The following is a 24,159-nucleotide window of genomic DNA, read 5'->3' on the forward strand; positions in this document are numbered from 1 at the left end:
AAAGGTTAATTGTCCATTTACTTTTTTATTGTGTATAATTTATAGAGTGAATGTATTTTTTACTCAATTTTAAGATCAAAATAATCTCCATTGTCAATTCCTGTAAAAAGGTCTTCTACCACGGAACCGTCTATTGCTGCCCGTTTTATAGCTCCATTGTTATTTTGAGCTTGATTGAGCCAGAATATAAAACCATTCTCCACATCCATTTCCAAATCCCTGGGATTTTGAAGATCCGTACCTTCTATAAAGACGGTCAGGCTTCCGCTACCATCCATATTCCCGGAATAAATAGTGGAACCGGATGCTTTGTTATCTATACAATACAACTTTCCGGAATCCGGGTGAAGGGCAAGATTACGGGCATATACCAATCCGTCTGAGGCATCAAATAAGACCTCCGGAGTTCCGCTGCCATCCAGATTGCCCCTATACACAGCCCCTGTGTTCTCCCCGGTGGTAAAGTCCGGTATTGCAGAAGCTACATAAAATTTTCCGGAAGCAGGATCAATTTTTAACCCTTCCGAAATCGTATTTTCTATAGTACCTATGGGATTTATTGAGCTGTTTCCAAGATTCCCCCTATAAACCATGGTATTGACAAAAGGTAATCCTATAGTAAAATCAAGGCCTTGTTCTACCGCTTCAAAATATAAAACATTTGTCTGCATATCCAATGCCATGTCGTATATTGTATAGCTTATAAAATTGGACGGGTCATCGTTAAGGCTTAAAACGATTTGCGGAGTACCGCTACCATCTATAGATGCACTATATATATCAGCGCCATCACCCCTGCTGTTATCAGCCCAATATATCAGCTCGTGTTGTGCATCTATGACCAAACCATTTGTAGCCACATTATTCCCTTCATAAAGCGTTTCTATCTGTACTCCATCTTCCTGTATGATCCCCCTTTTGATATTTCCATCATTATCCGTCCAGTAGGTCTCCCTTACTTCTACCGGTATTGCATTTACGGTAAAAGGAACTTCATTCGAGGTAAGTCCGGAACGTTGCACGGTAATCATTACCTCTCCGGGTTCTATATCTTCCGGAACTATGACAACAATTTCATTAGTTGAAAAATTAACTAATTCGATTTCTTCTGTACCGAAAAATACTGTTGGCTGGTCTTCACCATCAACAAAATTTTCCCCGGTAATGACAATTTCATCATTTGCGATTCCAGAATTTGGAATCACTTCTGATATAACTGGTGCCGGCATGGAATTGTCTACCACAAAATCCTGGGACGAAACAGCTTCTTGATCTCTTACAGTTACTTTTACCGGGCCATTGATAGTTGGCCAATCCGGTGGTACGATTACGATCAATTGGGTAGTTGTTGCTTTCTTTACGACGACATCATTATCTACAGGAGACCCATCTTCATTTGTGAATTCCACATCGTTCCTGGATATATATTCCGTATCAAAACCGGTACCGGTGATCACGATTTCTTCTCCTACACGGGCCGTCAGCGGTTCAATTTCCGTAATTGTTAAGTCGGGCAAAGGAGAAAGGTCAATATCATCATCATTACAGGAGAGTGCCAGAAACACGAATACGATCCAAATCAAGGTTGGTCTAAGTCCCGCTTTAGTACCTTTGAGAAGGTTAGTTGATTTATCCATCATAGTTGTACTTGTATATCTATCGTAAAAAAGCATTTATTGAAAAGATCACCGGTCCGTAACCGGACCAGTGATCTTGTTATTTAAAAAATTTTAAAAAGTCCAGTTGGTCCAACCATTCATCCAAGTACTACTGGGGCCAAAAGCACCACGATAGGTAACTTGTTGAAAATATCCCGGAAGTCCCGAAAAACTGGCTGAGTTTAATAAATCTGATCCTGCTTCCGGTCTTAAATCAGGCTGATTACCAATGTTCCAGGCACCGTCACGAAGTCCAATCAAATCTCCCATAGTGAATCCGGATATGGTACAACTAAATGCTGTCACTATGTCGTTGTTTAAGGCCGGGGTCAGGAACGTGTTATTAAAGTTTGATCCTGTGGCATCATCCAGGGTGCCCAGACGATCTCCCTGACCGGGAGCCGGAATAACGATGGTTGTATTCCTGACATCGATCAGATTGTCAGCCAGGGTAGCGGATGTGTTGAAATTGGCTGCACCGGCATCATTGATCCGGATACCGCTTTCAAAACCTAATATTACACTGTTATGAATATTCTGGTCGGAATTATCCCTGAAGTAGATGCCGGAACTATAGTTTGGATTTACTGTACCGCTACAATCGTTTTGGTAAGGCCCGACAAAGGTAAAGTTGCTGAAATTGGCACTGGTGAAATTATTGGGGGTAGGTAAATAGTCATCATCGTCATCTCCATTAGTTTCACTACCGTTTAAAGGTGCAGATGCAAGCCAGTTTCCATTTTGTTCCCTTATGGAAACACCAAACTGCAGGTTACCGCTATAGCCCTGGTCGGTATCAAAATCATCATCTCCGTTCCTGTTGGCTACCAGATAGCTGGCGTTTACCGTACCACCAAAAAATTCAAACCCGTCATCCAGTCCGTAAGAGACCTGGATATATTCCAGGGTAGTCCCGGAACCTACGCCCCCCAGGGTAAGTCCATTCAACTCATTGTTCAGTCCAATCACATCACCGGCATATTCAATACGTACATAACGCATGGTACCTGAATTATCATTATTAACAGGTGGGTTTTGACCATATAGCCCCGTATTATTGGGCGTAGGAAGCCCTTCGATGGCTCCTACACCATTTGAGGTACCGGGAATACCTGGATCAGCAATATTAACAGCGGCTCTACCTAAAATAACCACACCTCCCCAATCTCCGGGTGTAGGATTGGCTTGATTTGAGGTAAACACAATAGGTGCGTTAGCCGTTCCTTCGGCTTCTATTCTTCCACCACGTTCAATAACCAGGGTACCGGCAACACTTGAACATCCTACACCACTTCCGTTACCTCTGATAATTGCCCCGGGCTCAATGGTAATGGTTACCCCCGATTGCACTCTAAAATAGTTATTTAAAATGTAGGTATTTCCTGAGGTAAGAGTGATGTCGTGATCCACGATGACATCACCATTCTGGTTTACAGTGAAATCAAAAGGAGCCGGGCTATTAACACATCCCAGTTGAATGGTTGCCAATGCCGTTGCATATTGGGCATTGAGATTAACGTCATCTTCTGCACTATCGCGAGTACAGGAGGCAGCCACCAAAATGGCGGCTATAGCCAATAAAAAGCTGGATGATTTTATAAGATTTTTCATTTTTGTTATTTTTTTAATTAAAAGATTCTCATGGTACAATTTTTCTTCATCCCTAAAGGGCAAAAGCATCTTTGTCGAATTGTCATTATCAATTCTCTTTTTTAGATAAAAGGGCTGCATACTTTTTTCATAGGCAAACATGGATTTTGGGGTTCAACTTGTTTTACGGGTTATTTGAATAGTGCACTATCATAATGTCAGGGATAAACCGAATGTTATATAACTACCTTCTTTAAATTCCCGTTCCATATAGTCTCCTCTATAGGTGTTACCGCCGTCACCTCCTAATTTGGCGTTTTCATACCCGGGATCGTACTTCTCGTTTTGATTGCCGTCGCGGTAAAACCGGAAAGGGGCATTTAACAGGTTCTGTACGCCTGCCTTAAGCAGCAGGTTTTTGGTCAGCTGCCGTGAAAAGGTAACATCGACCAGGTGCCGCCTGCGTTCGTAGAGCGCCCCGACATCGGAATTGTTGGCACCTTCCGCGATACGCAGCCGGCGGCCGATGACATTGTACATTACCGAAACTTTTGTAGGGCTGTCCTGCTGCCCGTAATAAAGCCCGGCATTTAACAGGTAAGGGGAGGTACCCTGTAACGGCCTGTTCCTTCCGTTAAAATCTATCCTGCTTTCCACCAGTGTTCCGTTAATAATGGTGGATATATCCTTAAAAAAAGGCGCTATAAACCCGAGGTTCTTCCGGATTTCCAGTTCCACCCCATATACCTCTGCCAGTTCTGTATTAAACGGATACATCAATGGTAATGACCAACCGGCAGTGGATCTGTCATACATTTCAATGGCATTTTTAAGGCGTTTATAAAAAGCCCCTACGGCCAGGAATTCGGAAGGGGAAGGATAATGCTCCACCCGGATATCGTAATTGTCAATTTCCGCGTTCAGCAATAAGGGATTACTGGCCACATTAAATCCCGCTTCAAAATCATGGAATTTAAAATTGGATTGTTCCCGGTATTGCGGGCGGTCTATGGTACGCCCATATGCAGCCCGGATGGCGGTTCTATCGGAAATGTTATAAGTAATGTTTATCGATGGCAATATAAAGTCCTGTATTTTGTTGGGCGTCTCTTCATAAACATTTACATTATCAATACGATCCACAACTACAGAATCTATGGTTTGACCGTTTTCGTCATAAAGCAGGCGTTTGTTCCATTCAAACCGGGCCCCGGCATGTATTTTTAGTTTTTCATTAAACAAGGGGATGGTCACTGCCGCATATCCTGCCCGGATCTCATCGTCAAAACTATACCTCCCCGGGTAGGCACTTTCGATAGGGCTTTTTAAACTCATACGTCCCGGTTGGAATTGGGTATAGAGGGTATCGATAACATTGCTCCAGGGTGCCGGGTTACTTATATCAACTAAATCCGGATCTGATTCTCCTGCTGCTGCCTCAATGACCGCAACATACGAATTAAAACTTCTGTCGCGTTGCTCCAGATACCCTCCGACTTTCAGTTTAATATCCTTTGTAAAATCTTTAGTATAATCAAGCTGATAGATTTTGGCTTCTTCATCGGTATCAAAAGAAATACGTGTGTTATAATTATCGCCCTGCGTGTTGAATTCCGGTGTCCAAAGAGAATCTACCGATGCCCCTATAAATTTATACCTTTGCAAATCCGGCATATTGTCGTAGGCTTTATTATACCCGGCCGCCCAATGGATATGGTGCTTTCCTATCTGATGGTCCCCGCTGAGTTGTGCCTGGAACAGGTCGCGTACATTATACCGGTAAGAAAATATCTTTGATCTGAAATCAGCCTCATCCGTACCTTCCCTGTTATAGAGGTCATCGGTAGCCCTGCGGGTCGCAAAAGAGGTCAGGTCTATTTTATGATCATCGTTGATCAGCAGGCTGAGGTTTTGCATAGCGCTAAGCCTGATCCGTTCGGTATAAAGGGAATCGGTATAGATTCCATTATTAAAGTCAATAATATCACCGTCTTCCTGAACGGAGAAACTCCCTGCACCAAACGCAAGATCGGTCTTTACAAACTGCCGCTGCGTTTCGTAATTGATATAAGTAAGGTTATTAAGGCGTACAGAGCCTATCTTCCAGGAGTCATTATAATTGAGATACGCCCTCATGTCCATCCCGTAGTATTTGCGTTGTGGCGTTCGTACATCAGGCATCTGGGCACCTACACGGGCTATTTCATCCGGGTACTTATCAATATCCGGTATGGTATAGGTGGGGTCCCTGAGAATATCCGGCAACTCCCGGTCCTCCACTCCGCCACCATACCAGTCCTTGTCACTGCCTTCATAGGTGTAATAATGAGAAAGGCTGGATCCCATGGTCCTATACTGCTGAAGGTAGTTTACTTCCAGGCGCCGGGCCACCGCGGTATTTTTGGTCTGTATTTTTACCACCCCTCCCCCGAAGTTTCCGGGAAGTTCCGGTGAGGGAGATTTATGTACCATCATTTGATCGATGACCGAAGAAGGCAGCAGGTTGTAGCTAAAAGCCCGGGTATCCATTTCGGTACTGGGTGTAACCATACCATTCAGCATGGTTAAGTTATAACGCGGACTCATGCCCCGCAGCACCACAAAGTTGTCAAGTAAGCTTACCCCAGGTACCCTGCGCACCACTTCACCGGCATCGAGATCAAAGGAACGGGAGATCTGTTCGTTTGATATTCCCGTAACTACAACCGGACTGGACCTGATAGTGCTTACCAGGCTTTCTTCGGTGGAGTTTCCGACAGGAGCGTATCTCACATCCACCGGGGCAGTGATAACCACCTCCTCCAGTTCGGAAGTACTTTCCTTTAACCCGATGTTGAGTTCGGTAATATTGTCTGCGATCACTTCAATGGCAATCCTGCGTGGTGTATATCCCAGGAAGGATACCTCCAGTATATGTTTACCTTCCGGGATCTTATCTATCCGGAAAAAGCCTTCGCTATCTGCCGCCACTCCATGGTTGAGTTCCCTGATGATTATCGAGGCCCCTGCCAAAGGCTCACCGACATCACCGGCATCATACACTCTGCCGCGTACACTTCCGGCAGGGGCCTTTTGGTTTTGGGAGACATCAGCCTCATAAACGGCAATCGTATAATCAATAATATTAAAGGCCAATGAGGTTTTACGTTCTATTATACGTAAAACGGTTTCAATGTCTTCATCGGAAACATGCACGTTCCGGATCGCCTTGTTTTTTATGGTTGTCCCGTAAGCAAATTGGTAGTTCGTTTGAGCCTCTATCGAGGCAAATAATTGTCCAAGTGATACTCTTTCGAAATTTAAATTGATATTATTAGTAGTAGTGGAAGCCGGATTGGCCTGTGCAAAACAAATGCAGCACGTAACCATCAAAATAAGGTCGTATATTTTCATTGAATGCTTTTTTTTATTTTATTTGCATATAAAAGCCCCCCGTATCCTTCGCTATCTTAATAGCGCGGATGCCAGGATTTTTTTAAACAAGTTTTAATAAGAAAGAGCTCGGATATTTGGCGATAGAGAGCTCTTTCTTTTTTATTTATATAATGTTATTATACCACTCTTTTTGTCTTTCATGATTTTTAATTTATGCGTTAACGAAATAATTTCAAGTATTTTCTCCAGTGAATCATTTTTATTGATATTTAAAGTGATCTTTTTATCTAATACGCTACTGTCTCGGGATATGATGTGAGTCTGATATCGCTTTTCCAGTATCCTGAAGACTTTTTCCAGTGGAGTATCGTTAAAATGTAATGAGGGCATACGCCATGCAGCGACCATAAATTCATCAAACTTTGCAATTTTAGATTTTCCTTCGTCATAAAGTTGAAACTCTTCTCCCGGGCGGATGGCCCAGGAATCGGGCTTATTTTCCAGGGTCACATTTACCGCCCCGGTAAAAAGCGAGATCCGGGCATGACCGAGAGAATCGGCGGATATATTAAATGAAGTCCCCAGTACGGTAGTGGTCGTTTTTCCGGCTATAACATGAAACGGCCTGCTTTTATCTTCCGTAACTTTAAAAAAGGCCTCTCCCTTTAAAACAACCTTTCGATCAGAATCACCAAAATGTTCAGGATACTCCAGGGTACTTCCGAGGCCTATGACTACCGAAGTACTATCTTCCAAAACTATCTGCATCGGCCGATTGGTAGTATTGGTCAATAAAACTGTTTGAGAACTATTATCAATTAAAAGATTAACGCTAAAGGCCAGTACTATTAATATCACTGCAACAGATGCAACCTTTAGATATAAAGGAAATACCTTTGACTTTTTCTTTTCATTAAAAAGTTTGTTTGAGAAATTGTCCCAGGAGGCATTAATTAATTCGGTATCTACATCTTCATCCACATCTTCCCAGGATTTTTCAAAGTAGTTTTCCAGGTCCTTATCTTTTTGTTCCATTCCGGTTATCAGCGTTAAGTGTCTATAACCATAACAATCGGGAAGCTAAAAATGACCAATAAATAAGTTAAACAAATTGTAAACTAAATGGAAAGAAATCTTTATGGAATTAAGAGGATGGTTCCCTGCATTCTTTTTTAAGATCAAGTGTTGCAAGTCTTAAGTGGTTAGCAATTGTATTTTTCGAGATTTTCAATATTTCAGATATTTCATGATAAGAAAGTCCATGTAATTTATGCATCTCAAATATTTCCCTTCTGCGTTTAGGCATCTCGTTGAGTTTTTTGTACACAATTTTCAGCCGTTCACTGTTTTTGTCATCAGAATTATCCTCATCATTAATTACTGGTCCATCGACGATCAGCATATCATCAAATCTTATAATCTTATTTTCTTTTTTTAAATGATTCAGAATGGTATTTTTACTTATGGTATACAATTGCTTTTCAAATGGAACATCCTCCTTCAGCAAAAATCTTTGCTCCCATATTTTTAAAAATGTCTGCTGCACGATATCATCCGGTGAAACATGACTCAACCTGAATTTTCCGGCAAAACCATAAAGCTTGGAATAGTGCATTTTGTACAGGCACTCTAATGTAGCTTTATTACCCTTTTTGAGATTTTTAATTATGTCCACAAGGCCTTGATCTGGTTGGTTAGTTAATGTCTAAAATAGAATGATTTTACAACAAAAATCAAAATTCGATTTTAAATTAAGGTAAATTCTATAAAATGAATTCTTCAAATCAGGTTCTTAGAAAAATGATAGTCTATTTACCGGACTAATGTAAAACCATTTCTCTAATATATTTTACGACTTTCCGTAATATTATAGTTGTGAAATGGACTGAATAAGCTAATGAAAGGGGGGAAATAGAGTAACATGTAAGCCAGATAAAGGACAAGTATCTATTTATTTTCCGGAATGGGAAGGTCTTACAGTTGGTCAATAGCCTGTGGCCCAATATCCCTACTGTTTAAGTATATTGATCATGTAATAGAAATCTGTTGTATTGCGACTGAAGCAGATGATGAAAATAACAAAAACATAAACATTTATTCTCTTTGCAATAATACTTTTGTGTTATACTGCACTCAAAAACACACTTGAGATATCTATCCATTTATACCTTGTTTTTTCTTCTGATAACGCTTCAAGGTCATTCTCAACGATTGAAATTTAATACTTTCACCACCCAGGACGGGCTCTCTAATAATTCTGTCAATGATATTATCAGCGATAGAAACGGTATGCTGTGGATTGGCACCTGGGACGGGCTAAACAGCTTTGACGGACAGACATTTACTGTTTACAAACACGATCTTTCGGACGATTCCTCTATCGCGGGGAATGTCGTTTCCACATTTGTCAAGGATGAGCACCAGAATATCTGGATGCTCACAGACAACAAGGCCGTAAGCCGATATATGGGGGATGGCAAATTTAAAAACCACTATTTCGACAATACTGTACACGAGCTCTTCACAGACAGTAACAATGTTATCTGGGCCCGTTCCGACAGTTCATATTTCAGACTACAAAACGGAAAATTTGCAGAAGCTTCATATTCCGCTCCCGATGAAGACTACCAGACCGAGAATCTGAAAAATATTTTGTGGTCACAATTCCCCGATCTGACTATCAAGGATATCCTGAAAGACGACAAAGGAAATATTTGGTATGCTACACGGGAAGAAGGACTTTTTATTCTTCCCAACACCAATAAGAATATTTACAATGAACAATTTGTGCACTACACTTACGACTTGTATTCGGAATACAGTTTTAAGAGTAATGATATAGAAAAACTATACGAGGATAGTTTTAACAACATCTGGCTTGCCCATAAAGACGGGGGCATCAGTATGGTATACAAAGGGTCGGAAAACATCAATACCATACTCCCGCATCCGCACCGGTTTCCACATTTGCCCAATGAAACTATCCGTGCCATTACCAAAGACCATCATAGCAAAATATGGCTAGGGTACTACACCAAAGGGCTGTACTATTACAGCGAAGACTCCGGATGTTACCTCCATTATCCTGTTGCCGAAACCCAAAAAAATCCGGATTGGGGACGTATCCGAAGCCTGCATACCGCAAAAGACGGTTCCGTATGGGTAGGCACCTATGCAGGTCTGATCCACATAACAGGAAATACGTATCAGCTGATACGTGCCGAAGAGCATCAAAATTTCCCCGACAACCGCAACTACGCCTTCTTTGAGGAAGAAGATTCACTCTGGATAGCCTGTTGGGGCGGGCTTGCCCTCTACAACAAGAACAAAAGCGCCTTCGAATATTTTCCGGGACAGGAAAAATTAGACAAATATCATTTTCGTCAACTTGTGAAAAACGGGGCTGTTATCGCCCTTGCTTCCGAAAACCACGGCATGGTGCTATTGAATACCCTTAGCGGAAATACAGAAGAAATAGATCTTAGCTCCGGGCTCACGGGCAATAGTGTATACTACATTTACAAAGACCCCGAAACCGGTTATTACTGGATTGCTACCCTGGGCGGCATTACCATTTACGACCTCAACAATCGTGAGCTGATCCGGCAGATCACCGAAGAAGACGGTTTGCCCAGCCACATGGTGTACAGTCTTTTACCCAATAGGGACGCCCTGTGGATAAGCACTACCAAGGGCATTGCCTCTGTAGACAAAAGAGATTTTAGTGTAACCACCTTTCCTCCCGAAGAAGGGTGGCAAGGTGCCGAGTTCTCCGAAGGTTCCTATTATCAGGACAACAAGGGGATACTGTATTTCGGGGGTATTCACGGACTTAATTACTTTCAACCGGAAGCTATTGTCCCGCAGCTTCCCACGCCTAAATTAAAGATAAAAATCGACAACAAAGAGAATTACACCGAATCGTATACCAAATCTTACACCGACAACAGTTTACAGGCAGAACTAACCCCTATTTACTTTTCCAAAAGAAAATCCCCTGTATTTTATCAGTTGGAAGGACATGATAAAACCTGGATTCCTCTTAAAAACACCACAATCCACTACGATCACCTTCAACCCGGATCATATCGATTACTCGTCAGGAGAGGAGACGACACCAATGCTTTGATCTCTTCGGTAATCAACTTAAAAATAGAACCTCCTTTCTATAAAGCTTCCTGGTTTTTCACAATGATAATAGTCATTGGCCTCAGCCTGATCCTCATATACATATACCGCAAAAACCGAATTTCCATCAGAAATCAGAAAAAACTCGAAGAAAAAATACAGAGACGAACCCAGACCATAGAAGCTCAGAAAAATGAACTTGTCAGTATCAACAAGGATTTAAACCGGAAAAATAAAGAAATATCAGATCAAAAAAATCAATTACTCCGCTATTATCAACAATTAAAGGATAAGGATTTTGAGATTGAAAAATTCAAAACTTTTATACTGTCCGAATTTAAACCTCCCATACACAGTATTCTAAACCATATTGAAACCGTAAACTTCTCGCCATCGGTCAAAAATCAGCTTTTGGATCAGGTGGATACCTTACTACAGGTCCTGGAAGAATGGAAATATCTGGACCAGGTAGATGAACTGGGTAATCTCCATAAAGTTCCGGTGAAGTTCAAGGACTTTGCCGAAGGTCTGACTCCACAGTTTTCCGGTTCGAAAACCCAACTGGAAATCAGGTTTTCCGAGGAAGAAAAAGAGAAGATGATATTGCTGGACAGTCTCCGGTTTAAACTCTTATTTCGGTATATCACCACGGACCTTTTAAAATACATCGAAAAAGAGCACCGTCTTTTTGTGGAGATCTCCCTTCAAAATAAGCAAATCCGGATTTCCCTGAGTACCTATAGCAACATGGTAAAAATGAATTGGGAGAGCATTTCGCTTTTTAGCCCGTATTACAGAGCATTCCATTCATTAGTCCGTGATATGGACGGAAAGCTCAATATAGACACCCAATCTTCCACACTGCAGATCACCATACAACTGCCTGTGGTATATGCAGAAACAGAAAAATTAGAAGACACGCGCATTTTATGGAAGCACTTAAACACTAAAAATCATCTTCCAAAGGGAAAGAAAAACATCCTGGTGTACTGCGCGGCTTATGACATAACCATCGCACAGCAACTGTTGGAAGGCAAAAACACCAGTCTTATTTTTGAAAACGAAGCTGCAGATCTGCAAACCGCTTTAAAGCAATTGGACATACATGCACTCGTCATCTACGATCTTCCTTTTTCCAATGATCTGATCCGGAGTTTACAGCAAAAAGACAAGCGTCTGCCCGGCATTTATATTTCGGAAAGCCTGAATGTGAGTTTTAAGGAACATCTCATCGAATTGGGTATTGACAGTGTCATCAACCTACCTACACGGAAACATTTTATTGTCAAAACCTTACATTCATTACTTCAAAAAGGCGAAGATTATCAACGCGAAAAGTCTACACATCCCCTGGTTATAGATCGCGAAGACGAGGAAATGATGACACCACATGAAAAACTTGCACAAAAAGGCATTGACATTATTCAGCAACAACTGGGCAATCCTTCTTTCAACGTGGAACAACTCATCGCCGACCTGGAAATATCGAGAGCCAAGTGTTATCGCATTTTCAAAGAAGTCTTTCGTCAGGCTCCTTCTGGAGTAATACACGAACTGCGGTTACAAAAAAGCAGTTACCTCTTGCAGAAAAAAGGACTGAACATCTCCGAAATAAGTTTCGAATGCGGTTTTAACGACCCGAAGTACTTCAGTAAAGCATTTAAGAAAAGATATGGTCGCAATCCGAGGCAATACAGAAACCAGAAAGAGATACAGGAAAATTAAGACCGGATTACGCCATTGTTACGGCTTTGTTAATGCAACAAATATACACCTTTCTCCATCAGAAAGACATCATAAATGAACGCTGAAAACACCTTTATGAACCTATTTTACCCCCTTTAAAGCATATAGGACAGTACCTTTCGAAGATAAATCAAACTATAATTCACATGAGAAAAAGTACTGTATTATTGGTCTTGCTGAACCTGTTCTCTATCACAGGGCTCATGGCACAGCAAGTCCTGGAGGGAACAGTAGTTTCCAAAAAAGACAATGTCCCCGTTCCCGCTGCAACGGTCATTCCGGACAACAGCAGCGGAAAAGGAACCTCCACCGATTTTGACGGTAATTTTACCATATCGGTAGATCAGAAGGAAGGAACGCTTACCATTTCTTCCATGGGATACACTACCCTGGAGGTCCCGTATAAAGCAGGCGAAAAGCTTTATATCGAACTGGAAGACGAGATCAACCGTCTTGAAGAAGTGGTTCTCATCGGTTATGGTTCGGCTAAAAAGGGAGACCTCACCTCATCTATTGCCACTGTAGAAAACGTCGAATCCATAGCGAGCAGGCCGGTGAGCAACGTCAACGATTTCCTGCAGGGGAATCTTCCCGGTGTTACCGTACTGCAACAAGGAGGAGATCCAACCCAGGAGGGACAGATCGTTATTCGTGGTTACGGATCTTTTGCTACGGAATCACCTTTAACCGTTGTAGATGGTGTTCCCTATTACGGGCCGCCTGTCAATCCTAACGACATCGCTTCGATCTCCGTTTTAAAAGATGCCGCCGCCGCTGCAATATACGGTGCGCAGGCTTCATCGGGAGTTATCGTCATAGAGACCAAGAGCGGAAAAAGCGGAAAACCAAAAGTAGCTGTTGACGTGTACAGCGGATTCCAAAAAGCAAACAACCTTCCTACTGCGCTGAATGCAGAACAACAAGCCCGGGCATATAATACCGCAGCGGACAATTCAGGGGCTTCCAGGCTATCAGCGCACGATGCAGAACAAAACCCGTGGGGACAGACTACCCGTACCAACTGGATGGACGAGATATTCAGAACAGCGGCCATATACAATGTCAACGCCAATGTTTCCGGTGGTGCTGAAAATGTGAGATACATGACTTCTTTCGGTTACCAGAAAAAAAAAGGTGTACTTATCGGCACGGAAAAAGAACGTTACAACTTCAGGGTAAAAACGGATGTTGACCTTACGGATAAGATCACCATAGGAGAAAATGTGTACTATTCCAGAACCGACGCTGTCGGGACCAATACCTCCAGTGCGTATAGCGGATCTATTATCAATGCCATTTATATGCCTTCCGCAGCTTCTGTATACAATGACGACGGAACGTTCCAGGGTGTTGTTCCGGAAGAGCTTTCTCAATTTGCCGGCGCTTATGGGGATGTATACAATCCCGTTGCCCTGTTAATGCGACCAACAACCACTAACCCGACAGACTTTATAAACGCCAACGTTTATTTCAAATATGATATCCTCGACGGATTGAAATTTAAATCTACGTACTCGTATAACTATACCGGGCAACGCTACAAACAATTTCAGCCGCGGATCCCGGAATTGGGCAGAACCAACCTCAATAACTATCTGTACCAGAGTAATGCCACTACCAATAAATGGATATGGGACAATCAGATCAGTTACGACAAAACCTTTGGAAAACACCATTTGAACGCCACGGCGATCTACTCTTCACAGCATACGGATTACGAGTATTACTACCAGGAAGGGCAAGGGTTCAGCAGTGAAGAACCTTACAACCAGTACATGGGCAATGCCACCTCGGTATTAATGCCGGAAACCGACGTTTACGAAGACGCACTTACCTCTGCCATCGGCAGGGTGATGTACAACTACGACAACCGTTATTACCTCTCTGCCAGTTTGAGAAGAGACGCTTCTTCCCGATTGGCCAGGAGCAACCAATCGGACTACTTCCCTTCTGCTTCTGCTGCCTGGAGAATAGGAAATGAGTCCTTCTTTGACCATATACACACCTTAAACGACTTAAAACTCAGGGCTTCCTGGGGCCAGATCGGGAATATCAACTCTGTAGGTTACTACTCTTACGATGTGCCCATGTACAACACCATGGTGGCCATAGGTGAAGGAAGTGGTCTGGATGACAAGGGAACTTATCTCGGTCGCCAATCCAATCCTAACCTGCAATGGGAAACCTCCGAGTCCATCGATATAGGCTTAGATGCCAGTTTGTTTAACAATACACTGGGACTTACCGTAGATTATTTTGAGAAGCGGACCAAACAAATGATCATCCCGGGACTTGAAGATGCACATCAGGGAACGCTGGCTCCGGATGTAAACGGTGGTGAAGTGAAAAATACCGGATGGGAATTCTCTTTGAATTACAACAACAATATCGGAGATCTCCAATACAACATTATGGCGGGGGCTTCCCTGCTGGACAACAAGCTCGTCAACCTCAACGGATACAGCAACAGTGGCATCGACTATATCCCTCATAGCGACAATGTACGAAGCATCCTTACCCCCTTCCGGTCAAAAGTAGGGCAGCCTTTGTACTCGTATTACCTGATTCCGCAACAAGGTATCTTCCAAACCCAGGAGGAGATCAACGCTCATGTCGGACCGAACGGGCAATTGATACAACCCAATGCCGTTCCCGGCGATTTCAGATTTGCAGACACCAACGGTGACGGAAAGATAGACGACAATGACCGGGTGTATATGGGCAACTACCAGCCTGATGTAACTTATAACTTCACCTTAAACCTCGACTACAAAAATTTTGATCTGAGTATGTTCTTCCAGGGTGTGGGTGGCGCAAAAGCCTTCAACGGTTACAAATTCTCTACTTACAACGCCTCTTTACAAGGATACAACCTGGACAATCGCGTACTCAATGCCTGGAGCCCGGAAAACACCGATACCGGAATTCCGAGATTGTCTACCACCGACAGCAATCATACTTATGGAAATACGTCCAGCTGGTATCTGGAAGACGCCTCTTACCTGCGCATGAAAAATATCACCCTGGGTTATAATCTACCGGAAAAAGCGCTTGCTTTTATGGGAGACCAGGCTTCCCTGAGGGTTTTCTTTTCCGCTGACAACGTGTTTACCATTACCAATTATTCCGGACTGGACCCGGAGGTTGGCAGCAACGGGCTGGACATCGGCAGATATCCGTTATCCAGCGTTTACACATTAGGTTTAAATTTCCAATTCTAACACTATGAAATGCCCATTAACAGATTTATCAAACCTCCCGAAAGCTTTCGGGACGAAAATGTTCTTAAGGGCATTCCTCCCGATCCCGATAATCCCGATAACTATCGGGATCGGGATCATCGGGATGATCTATGTAAAACAATTAAAAAAGAACAGATGAAAAAATCAATTATAAAGATCATAACTGCCGGAATCATCGGTTTAGCTTCCTACAGCTGTTCTGACGACTTTACGGACTTAACTCCCAAAGGAAGTGCTTCTTACGAAACTTTCTGGAGCAATGAACAAGATGCTACAGAGGCCGTAAACAGTATGTATCGATACTTACCGGACGACTTCGGCCGGGGATATTTCTGGTACATCAACGCTTCAGACGATATGATTACGGGCCGTGTTAAAGCAGGGCCGGACAACATTAAAAACTTTAATCCAAGCGGAGATGAAAGCTACATGAATAGTTTATATCCGAACGGATATAGCGTTATCCGGCGTGCCAATGAAGTACTGATGAATGTTCCGGAAATTGATATGGACGAAAATATAAAAAACCGTTTGTTGGGAGAAGCTTACTTTATGAGGGCATTCTACTATTTCTGGCTTGCGCATACGTATGGCGACAATGGTCCCAATGGTGGTATCCCCATAGTTACCGAAGAAAACGTTACACAGGAAGCGGGTACTTTTACCCGACCAGAGAGTGTTATTGAAAATTATCAGCAGATTATAGCTGATTTGGAAAACGCTGCCGATCTCCTGCCACTGTTTACCGACATGGAAAGCGAAAATTACGGTCGCCCCCACAAAGATGCAGCCTATGCCTATATGGCGAAAACCTATCTGTACTGGGCACAATACGACAGTTCCAAATATGCCGATGTAATAACTGCTTGCGATGCTGTGACCAATTCCGGTTCCGGAAGAGCGCTTATAGATACCGGTAATCCGGACCGGGATTTCCGCACCTTACACAGCGCCGAAAGCAACTGGGCTTCGGAGTACATCTGGTCTGTAAACTCCAGTGTAACCAACAATGCGGGAAGCATACTTCCGGGCTGTATGCTGGAAAACAAAGGCTGGGGTAGCTATAACGGTTGGGGATATTACCAACCTACAGAAAGTCTGTACCAGGAATTTGAAGAAGGAGATCCCAGGCGTGAAGTGACCATCTTAAAGTACGGCGACGAATTCGAATACTTTGGTGAAACCCGCCATTTTCAGTCGGAAAACTCACTTTCCGGATTCCAGTTCAACAAATACATGGTGGAATACGGTTTCTCCAATCCCGTGGGAAGCTACATCAACACCAATGGTGATTTCCCTTCTACTACGTACAACGTTCCCCTCATGCGATATGCAGAAGTTCTGTTGATGAAATCCGAAGCGTTGATCATGCTGGGGAATAACGGAGATGCTCCTTTAAACCAGGTGAGAGATCGCGCCGGGCTTCCTCCCGTTTCCGGAGCTACTATGGAAGATTTGAAGCATGAACGCCGCGTAGAACTGGCCGGAGAATTTGCCAATCGTCATTTCGACCTGGTGCGTTGGGGAGATGCCCGGGAAGTATACAGCCAACCTCTATACGGAAGAATTCACACGGACCGTTCCGATCCTTTTTCCGATTACACTTTGGAAGTAGTATGGCCCGCACGAAATTTTGATCCGTCTTATATGAATGTATGGCCTATACCTAATACCGTAATTCAGTCATCAGGAATTACGCCCAATACAGGTTGGTAACAAGACAGACAATAATTTTTTAACGCGATGAAGGGTGTTTTAATTACTTACACCCTTCATTTTTTAAATAGCTATAAATGTTGAAATTAACAATCCGATGGATCATTGCGGCCATCTGTCTATTTTCTGTAAATATAATAGACGCACAGCACTACGACTCTTTTAGCATCCACTCCCACAACGACTATGAGCAGAAATCGCCTTTCTGGAACGCCTATGCCAACGGCTTAACGTCTATCGAAGTAGATATTTTTTTAAAAAACAACACACTTTACGTCACCCATACGGAAAGTGAGATCGTAGAGCACAGCACTATACAATCCCTTTATCTGGAACCACTTTTAAGAGAAGCAAAATCCGGAAAAATCACTGACGATATCCAATTGCTCATCGACCTTAAATCTGAGGCGAAAAGTACGTTAAAAGAAATCGTAAAGGTGTTGAAGAAATATCCGGAACTCACTTCCAATCCTAAAATCAGTTTTGTAATATCCGGAAATCGTCCGGCTCCCGAAAACTATAGCGATTACCCCGGGTATATTTTGTTCGACTGGCAAGATGTCGATAATCATCCGGCCGCTAACTGGGACAAAGTAGCCCTGGTCAGTGTTAACTTTGCAGATTATTCCGTGTGGAACGGACTGGGAAGGCTCACCGCAGAAGATAAAGAAAGCGTAGTATCTGTTATTGAAAAAGCACATGCCGGTGGTAAACCCTTCCGCTTTTGGGGAGCCCCGGATACCAAATCTGCCTGGAAAGCCTTTGCTGAACTGGGAGTAGATTATATCAACACAGACCAACCTGCAGCTTCTTCCGAATACCTCGGAAGTTTAAAGGAACGTACTTTTACCAATACCGATTATTCGGTTCCTTACACACCGGGTTTTGAAAGCGACAGAACGGATGGAGAAATTCAAAATGTGATATTGCTTATCGGCGATGGCTTCGGACTAACACAGCTCTCCGCAACCATTTTTGCTAACAACAACACTTCCTCCATCACCCAATTGAAGAGCATCGGTTTGATGAAAACGCAGTCCGCAGACGACTTCACCACAGATTCCGCTGCTGCCGGAACAGCCTTGGCTACCGGAGAAAAGACCAACAACCGGACTATAGGAACGGATACTGAGGGGAAGCCTTTAGAGAATATTACCGAGTTCCTGGATAAACACAATTTTGCTTCCGGAATTATAACCACCGACCGGATTGTAGGGGCTACACCTTCCGCATTCTATGCGCATCAAAAAGAACGTTCGTATTCCGAACGCATAGCCCGCGACCTGCTCAACAGTAAAATCTCCCTTCTTGTCGGCGGTGGTAAGACCGATTTTGAAGCTATCGTAAAACAATCGAAATTTACAGTAGTAAACCAGGTACAGGACATCGCCTCTTCCACAGCAGACAAGGTATGCTGGTTTATGGCTCCCGGTGGAGTTCCTTCTGTTTTAAAAGGAAGAAAAGATGATCTGGCACAAGCCACCAAATACGGACTGGAATACTTAAACGACAAGAAAAAGCCTTTCTTTCTCATGGTCGAAGGTGCTCAGATAGACTGGGGCGGACATGCCAACAATACCGATATGATCATTACCGAGGGGATCGATTTTGACAAAGCAGTCACCGAAGCCATCCGCTTTGCCGACACCCATAAAAACACTTTGGTTATTATCACTGCAGATCATGAGACCTCCGGTTTTAGCATACCGCAAGGAAATATTGCGACATCTTTTATCGAGGGCGATTTCACTACCCATGATCACACAGGTGTTATGGTCCCCGTATTTGCATACGGCCCTCATTCCGATGCTTTTAACGGCGTATACAAAAACACTGATATTTTTCACAAAATTATAACGTTACTTCAGCTGAATGAACGCAGATAAAAGCAATAGCATACTTTTTCCGCCACAAGATTCCGTCCTTTTTGCTTTAAAAAATGCTATTCCCTCATAATCATCCCACTGCTTATCAATAAAATCAGATCGCCCTTTTATACATTGGGCGATCTTGTTTTTGTTCACACCAAATGCCGAAAGATATTGATTTTTAGGGGGGAACCAGTGTTTTTACAGATTTATTTAAACTTTTCCCAATGGACTAAAAGTTAGACTTCACCATATTTGCAGCCAGTTCCGCCGTAACAAAATCTACCGGGATTATTCCGTAACGTCCTTTGTCCGCCGTAGAGAAATAGCTGTTCAGCATAGGGTTTATTTCATCCGATACTCCCGGTATATTGGGTATGGCCCATAATATTTGCTTATAACCGCTGGCAAAGCTGACATAAAGAGTATTATCTGCCGTCCCCGCCTCAAAAGCCTCTTCCATAACCTGGACTACTTTATCGAATTTGGCCGTATTACTACTCACTACATATTCGTCCTGTACGCGTAGCGAATAATTGCCATTGCTGATGGTAAAAGTAGCCTGGTCCGCCCAGCTATGGCTGGCGTTCATCCCTATATTCTCACTGGCGCCGAATCTTCTGAACAATACTATTTTCCCCCTGGCTTCTCCCAATGTGGGGATACCCGGGTCCAGGTGCCAGAGCGCACTATCCTGCTGTACGTAAGTGTTGAACTCTTCGGGAAAGGACATCGTATTACCTTCGGCATTATATTCTTCCTTAACACTCATGATAATCGTTTCGTCCGGATGATGCTGCAGGAATTGCCTGCACGCATTCAGCACATCATCGAAATTCAGATGTTGGTATATGGAACCGTGATGGATAACAAAGGCGTCCTGGTAATGCCGGCAACGGATATCCAGGAAGCGGACCCCTGCCTGTAATTGTTCAGAAATGGAAAGCGACTGGGTCTTGGCCGTTCCGCTAACGGGTTCGTGCCGGGATCCGCTATCGTGTGTTCCGGGAATAGTAAGACTGTTCAAAGAAACAGCATCTGGTAAATAAGACATCCAGTTTACTACGTCTTCTTCATTAAAGGCTGTAATATAAGAAAACTCTTCCGGGTTTACTTCCCCGTCTTTTAGAGTGCCTGAAGGTAATTCGTCCTCCTGAGTACAGGAAAAAAGTGTAATCACGGCCATAATAGCCAGCCATAGGTTTTGTTTTAAGCAGGTCATGTTCAATTTTTTTAATCGTAATAAAATGTTCGTTAAGTAATAAAATTTTATGGCAATGTAATCTTTTACAGGTAAAGTTCTGTTATGTATTTATTACCTCTATATTATGAATAAAGCTAAAGAATTTCTATACCTGTCCGCAATGCCCTACAAAGCAATTGCCACCCGGCTTGGTTATAAATCTACATCCGGTTTATGCCCAGAGATAACCCGGATTTTCCAGTTATGACCGGTACATAAGGTCCCCCTTTAAATGCCAATAAACTCTTTACCATGCTCAAAACCTCAAAGGCCAACGGGTCTTATATCAAACAGATCAACAAACTGGAAAGACAGGATGTACTGATCCTTGACGATTTTGGACTAAAAGGCTTAGATCATATCAATAGGCAAATGTTGATGGAAATCATAGAAGACAGACACGGAAAACGCTCCACGATTATGGCTTCTCAGCTCCCTATAGAGGCCTGGCATCAAACTATCGGGAAACAGACTATTGCGGACGCTATTTTAGATCGCCTGGTACATACCGCCCACCGGATTGATATAAAGGGAGAATCCATGCGGAAGAAACTAAGAAATAAAAGCTAACTTTACACCAAGAATGAATCGATTTTAAACACTTCATTTACACTGCTCACTTTTATCCGTTTTAGGTGGCTCACTTTGTCCGTTCTTTCCAACAACATGTCAGGAAATCATTTTGATACGACGAATCTATTATACCGTATCATCACTGACATAAAAATAGAAAAGATGAAAAATGTACTTTTAATAGTGCTCTTGATCATTGCTCTTATAATGATTATAATTGGCATTAAGATGCAAATTCTTCCACCTGCTTTACCCCATATTACCAACTCAGTTTAATCAATTAATTTATTTTTTTGGAGTAACATCTCATAAATTTTATTCTTCAAGTGTAGCCTTACCCAATCTAAGACCCTGCCAAATTCAACAATTTTTCATTTATATCATCAGGTTCGGCGAAGAATTCTTCATCGAACCTACCCCGGAGCATTTCAAATATCAGATCGAGCGTAAATCCCGGCCGTCTGGCATGGTTCATTTTCTTACTTCTGCAAAAAATACTGATTTCGGGCAAAAAGGCTTATGCCATTATCGTATTTACTGGCCGGGATCGGTAGTATTTTCTCCGTATTATTTCTTCCAGCGCTCTCCGAGCATATTGATAAAATATCCTCCCACCACACTCCGGGCCTGGAAACCTCTTACGTCCCCGCTGGAAGTAAAATGCCAGTCGCTCATGGGAACCCTGTTTCCGGTCTCGGTCGCAAAACGGTGCACAGGATCGGTCAGGGTACGGAATGTCTCCTTTGAATCTGCGAGGGTGGCCGTCCACAGTATCCAGTCCGATTTGGTATAATCCGACCGGTTGTCCAGCGGAAGTCCGTATGCATTCTGTTTTTTCAGATAATAAGCAATTTCGGTTTCATAAATCTCCTCAGGGAAAATACCGAAATGCATGATCTTGTCCCACACCAGGTTGTATTTCTGGCTCCACGTATTCTTATCGTCAAAAGTAAGCGCATAGTGATCTCCCGCATCGGCCAGCTTTTTCCATTTAAGTGCCATGTCTTTTGCCATCCCGGTATACTTTTCCGCTGTTTTCCTGTCGCCCAGCATATCGGCCAGGTAACCGTAACTTCCCAATGCTACAATGGCCTTTACCGAAAGGTTGGCATTTCGTGCCAGGTGCCCGGCAAAATCGTCAGTGCACAACTGGTTTCCGGGATCAAATCCCTTTTCCGAAAGGTAATTGGCCCAGGTAGTCAGGGATGCCCAGTGCTTTTTCGCATAATCGGCATTACCGTTGGCATAAGCAATGGCAGCAGTGAGGATAATCATGTTCCCGGACTCTTCAACCGGCATAGGTTCGCCGTATACTACCCCGTTGGCCAATGGGTACGTTCCTATATCGTGTGCGGGAAAAGGCTCCTTATACCTGCCACTCTCGGAATAATAAAATATGCCTGAAAGCATCCCTTCCAGCAGTTCGGGATTATACCTCAGGTACAGGGGCGCTGACGGATACGTCACATCCACCGTATTGATACATCCGTTGCTGAAATTTTCTTTGGAAAGGAACAACAGTTCTCCCTGCGGACTTTCCACAAGCTTATGGGCGGCGATGCTCTGCCGGTATCCTATCTCACATATTCCGGCATACTTTTCTCCTCCGGCAGCCACAGCCTCCTCTCTTAAGGTACGGTCAAAATCCTCACATTTCCGGATGATCTCATCATACTGTACAAAGGCTTCCTCCAATTCATTCTGTATGGTGTTCTTACCATCCTTATTCCACCAGGGACGGAGATTTTCACCGAAATATTGAATGGAATACAGGTCGTCATATCCGAGCATAACCAGGTATTCCTTTTCCTCCTGTAGTTTTTCTTCCGGGAACACTGTATTCAGCATCAACTGTCTGCCCCTGATCCCGATCTTTTTCCCGAAACGTCCGGAAATAAAGTTTTCGGAAGCTCCGGTAGCCGCAGTAACATACTGTGTGGTCCGGGCATCTTTGGCAGCAGCCACATACAAATACCCCCAGTCTATCCGCAGGTTATCCCCCTTTTTCTCAAGTACGGGCTGCGCTGTCGTACCCGTCCTGAGATATGAAAGGTTTTCTGTAGAAGATCGTTCCGAAGTCATTTCCTGTACAGGCAGGTTCGATGCCAGACTTGAGGCAGCCCCGAAGTACACCTGTACCTTGTGCTCTTTGTCATCTCCGGATGCAGCCTTAATCGAGATATAAGAAACCGGTCGTGCAAACAGGTCGAGGTCATCCATCAATAAAGGAGACGTAAAAGTGAGTTTCACGTCTACCGGTCCGCATTCCAGCGTATACTCCGTTTGTGTAGCCGAAAGGTTGAGCCCGGTCTGCCTTGCGGCAAGGGCTTTTTCTTCGGGTTCCACGCTTTCCACCAGCCCCGCATCGAGCCATTGCCCCCCTGCGGTATTACGTACATGGATTGCCAGTACATTGTCCTTTTTCTTCAGCAAACCGAGGACATTTTCAGGGATCTCATAATATTTGTATTCTTCATTCCAGCATTCGCACTCATAGATCTGTATTCCGTTAATATACACCTTAATGTTATCGTCGTGCCGGAGCTTAAGAAAGACTTCCCCTTTGTTTTTTCCGGGCATGTCGAAGGTTCTCCTGTACCACAGGTCATCGCTCTTCCAGGACGTCCCCGCCCGTTCGTTATCCCCGAAAGGTGCCGCCGACAATGTCCAGGAACTATCGTCATACCCGGGCTGTTCCCAGCCCTGTCCGGGATCAGTTTCTGTACTTCTCGCCTTATAGTTCCTGCTGTCTGCCGGTGGTACGACATCTTTATAACTTACACTTTCCTTTCCCAGGAAACGATAGGTTTTCCCGTTTACCTTTATAAGCCCGAGTAACGACTGCTCCGTACCGGTCCAGTGTTGTGTAGGCGATGCGTTGATCCCGTCGGTCACCGACCAGATACTGAAATAGGGGTCGTGTGTAACCAGGGGATAGGCCGGGGCCTGCCGTTGCTGAGCCGTTGTGGTCATGGCAAAAGCCAGAAAAATCAAAAATGCTGACAGTTTCTTCATTTTAG

General features: G+C 43.5%; 11 protein-coding genes and 1 pseudogene. 5 read left to right on the top strand and 7 right to left on the bottom strand.

Annotated elements, in window-relative coordinates; translation table 11 throughout:
* Positions 1-59 precede the first annotated feature (59 nt).
* The 5 genes from LS482_RS01020 to LS482_RS01040 form a co-directional block, all read right to left on the bottom strand.
* Complete coding sequence (locus LS482_RS01020; RefSeq protein ID WP_233029879.1) at positions 60-1,640, bottom strand: IPT/TIG domain-containing protein; 1,581 nt, start codon at positions 1,638-1,640, stop codon at positions 60-62.
* Between the two features lie 90 nt (positions 1,641-1,730).
* Positions 1,731-3,269 carry a beta-helix domain-containing protein gene (locus LS482_RS01025; protein ID WP_233029880.1) on the bottom strand — a complete coding sequence of 513 codons (1,539 nt, stop codon included), beginning with the start codon at positions 3,267-3,269 and terminating at the stop codon, positions 1,731-1,733.
* Between the two features lie 189 nt (positions 3,270-3,458).
* The gene (locus LS482_RS01030; protein ID WP_233029881.1) at positions 3,459-6,641 is read right to left on the bottom strand and encodes a TonB-dependent receptor; all 3,183 of its coding nucleotides are present in this window, start codon (positions 6,639-6,641) and stop codon (positions 3,459-3,461) included.
* A gap of 141 nt (positions 6,642-6,782) precedes the next feature.
* On the bottom strand, positions 6,783-7,658 hold the full coding sequence (locus tag LS482_RS01035) for a FecR family protein (RefSeq protein WP_233029882.1): 876 nt from the start codon (positions 7,656-7,658) through the stop codon (positions 6,783-6,785).
* Positions 7,659-7,767: 109 nt separating this feature from the next.
* On the bottom strand, positions 7,768-8,298 hold the full coding sequence (locus LS482_RS01040; RefSeq protein ID WP_233029883.1) for an RNA polymerase sigma factor: 531 nt from the start codon (positions 8,296-8,298) through the stop codon (positions 7,768-7,770).
* 536 nt (positions 8,299-8,834) lie between these two features.
* On the opposite strand from LS482_RS01040, the gene LS482_RS01045 reads away from it, so the two are divergent.
* From LS482_RS01045 to LS482_RS01060, 4 genes are all read left to right on the top strand, one after another.
* Positions 8,835-12,476 (top strand): two-component regulator propeller domain-containing protein, encoded by a 3,642-nt coding sequence (locus LS482_RS01045; RefSeq protein WP_233029884.1) that lies wholly within the window; start codon positions 8,835-8,837, stop codon positions 12,474-12,476.
* 167 nt (positions 12,477-12,643) lie between these two features.
* A complete protein-coding gene (locus LS482_RS01050) occupies positions 12,644-15,718 on the top strand; it encodes a SusC/RagA family TonB-linked outer membrane protein (RefSeq protein WP_233029885.1) in 3,075 nt (1,024 codons plus the stop codon).
* 156 nt (positions 15,719-15,874) lie between these two features.
* A complete protein-coding gene (locus tag LS482_RS01055) occupies positions 15,875-17,455 on the top strand; it encodes a RagB/SusD family nutrient uptake outer membrane protein (protein WP_233029886.1) in 1,581 nt (526 codons plus the stop codon).
* Positions 17,456-17,532: 77 nt separating this feature from the next.
* Positions 17,533-19,341, top strand: a complete 1,809-nt coding sequence (locus tag LS482_RS01060) for an alkaline phosphatase (RefSeq protein ID WP_233029887.1) — start codon at positions 17,533-17,535, stop codon at positions 19,339-19,341.
* A 214-nt stretch (positions 19,342-19,555) separates the two neighbouring features.
* Here LS482_RS01060 and LS482_RS01065 read toward each other — a convergent pair whose 3' ends face one another.
* Complete coding sequence (locus LS482_RS01065; RefSeq protein WP_233029888.1) at positions 19,556-20,545, bottom strand: phosphatidylinositol-specific phospholipase C; 990 nt, start codon at positions 20,543-20,545, stop codon at positions 19,556-19,558.
* Between the two features lie 252 nt (positions 20,546-20,797).
* Between LS482_RS01065 and LS482_RS01070 the strand changes: the two are divergent.
* A pseudogene (locus tag LS482_RS01070) lies at positions 20,798-21,136 on the top strand (ATP-binding protein); the annotation flags it as partial.
* A 570-nt stretch (positions 21,137-21,706) separates the two neighbouring features.
* On the opposite strand, the gene LS482_RS01075 reads toward LS482_RS01070, so the two are convergent.
* Complete coding sequence (locus LS482_RS01075) at positions 21,707-24,154, bottom strand: glutaminase family protein (RefSeq protein ID WP_233029889.1); 2,448 nt, start codon at positions 24,152-24,154, stop codon at positions 21,707-21,709.
* Positions 24,155-24,159 lie beyond the last annotated feature (5 nt).

The sequence above is a fragment of the Sinomicrobium kalidii genome (assembly GCF_021183825.1).
GTDB lineage: Bacteria > Bacteroidota > Bacteroidia > Flavobacteriales > Flavobacteriaceae > Sinomicrobium > Sinomicrobium kalidii.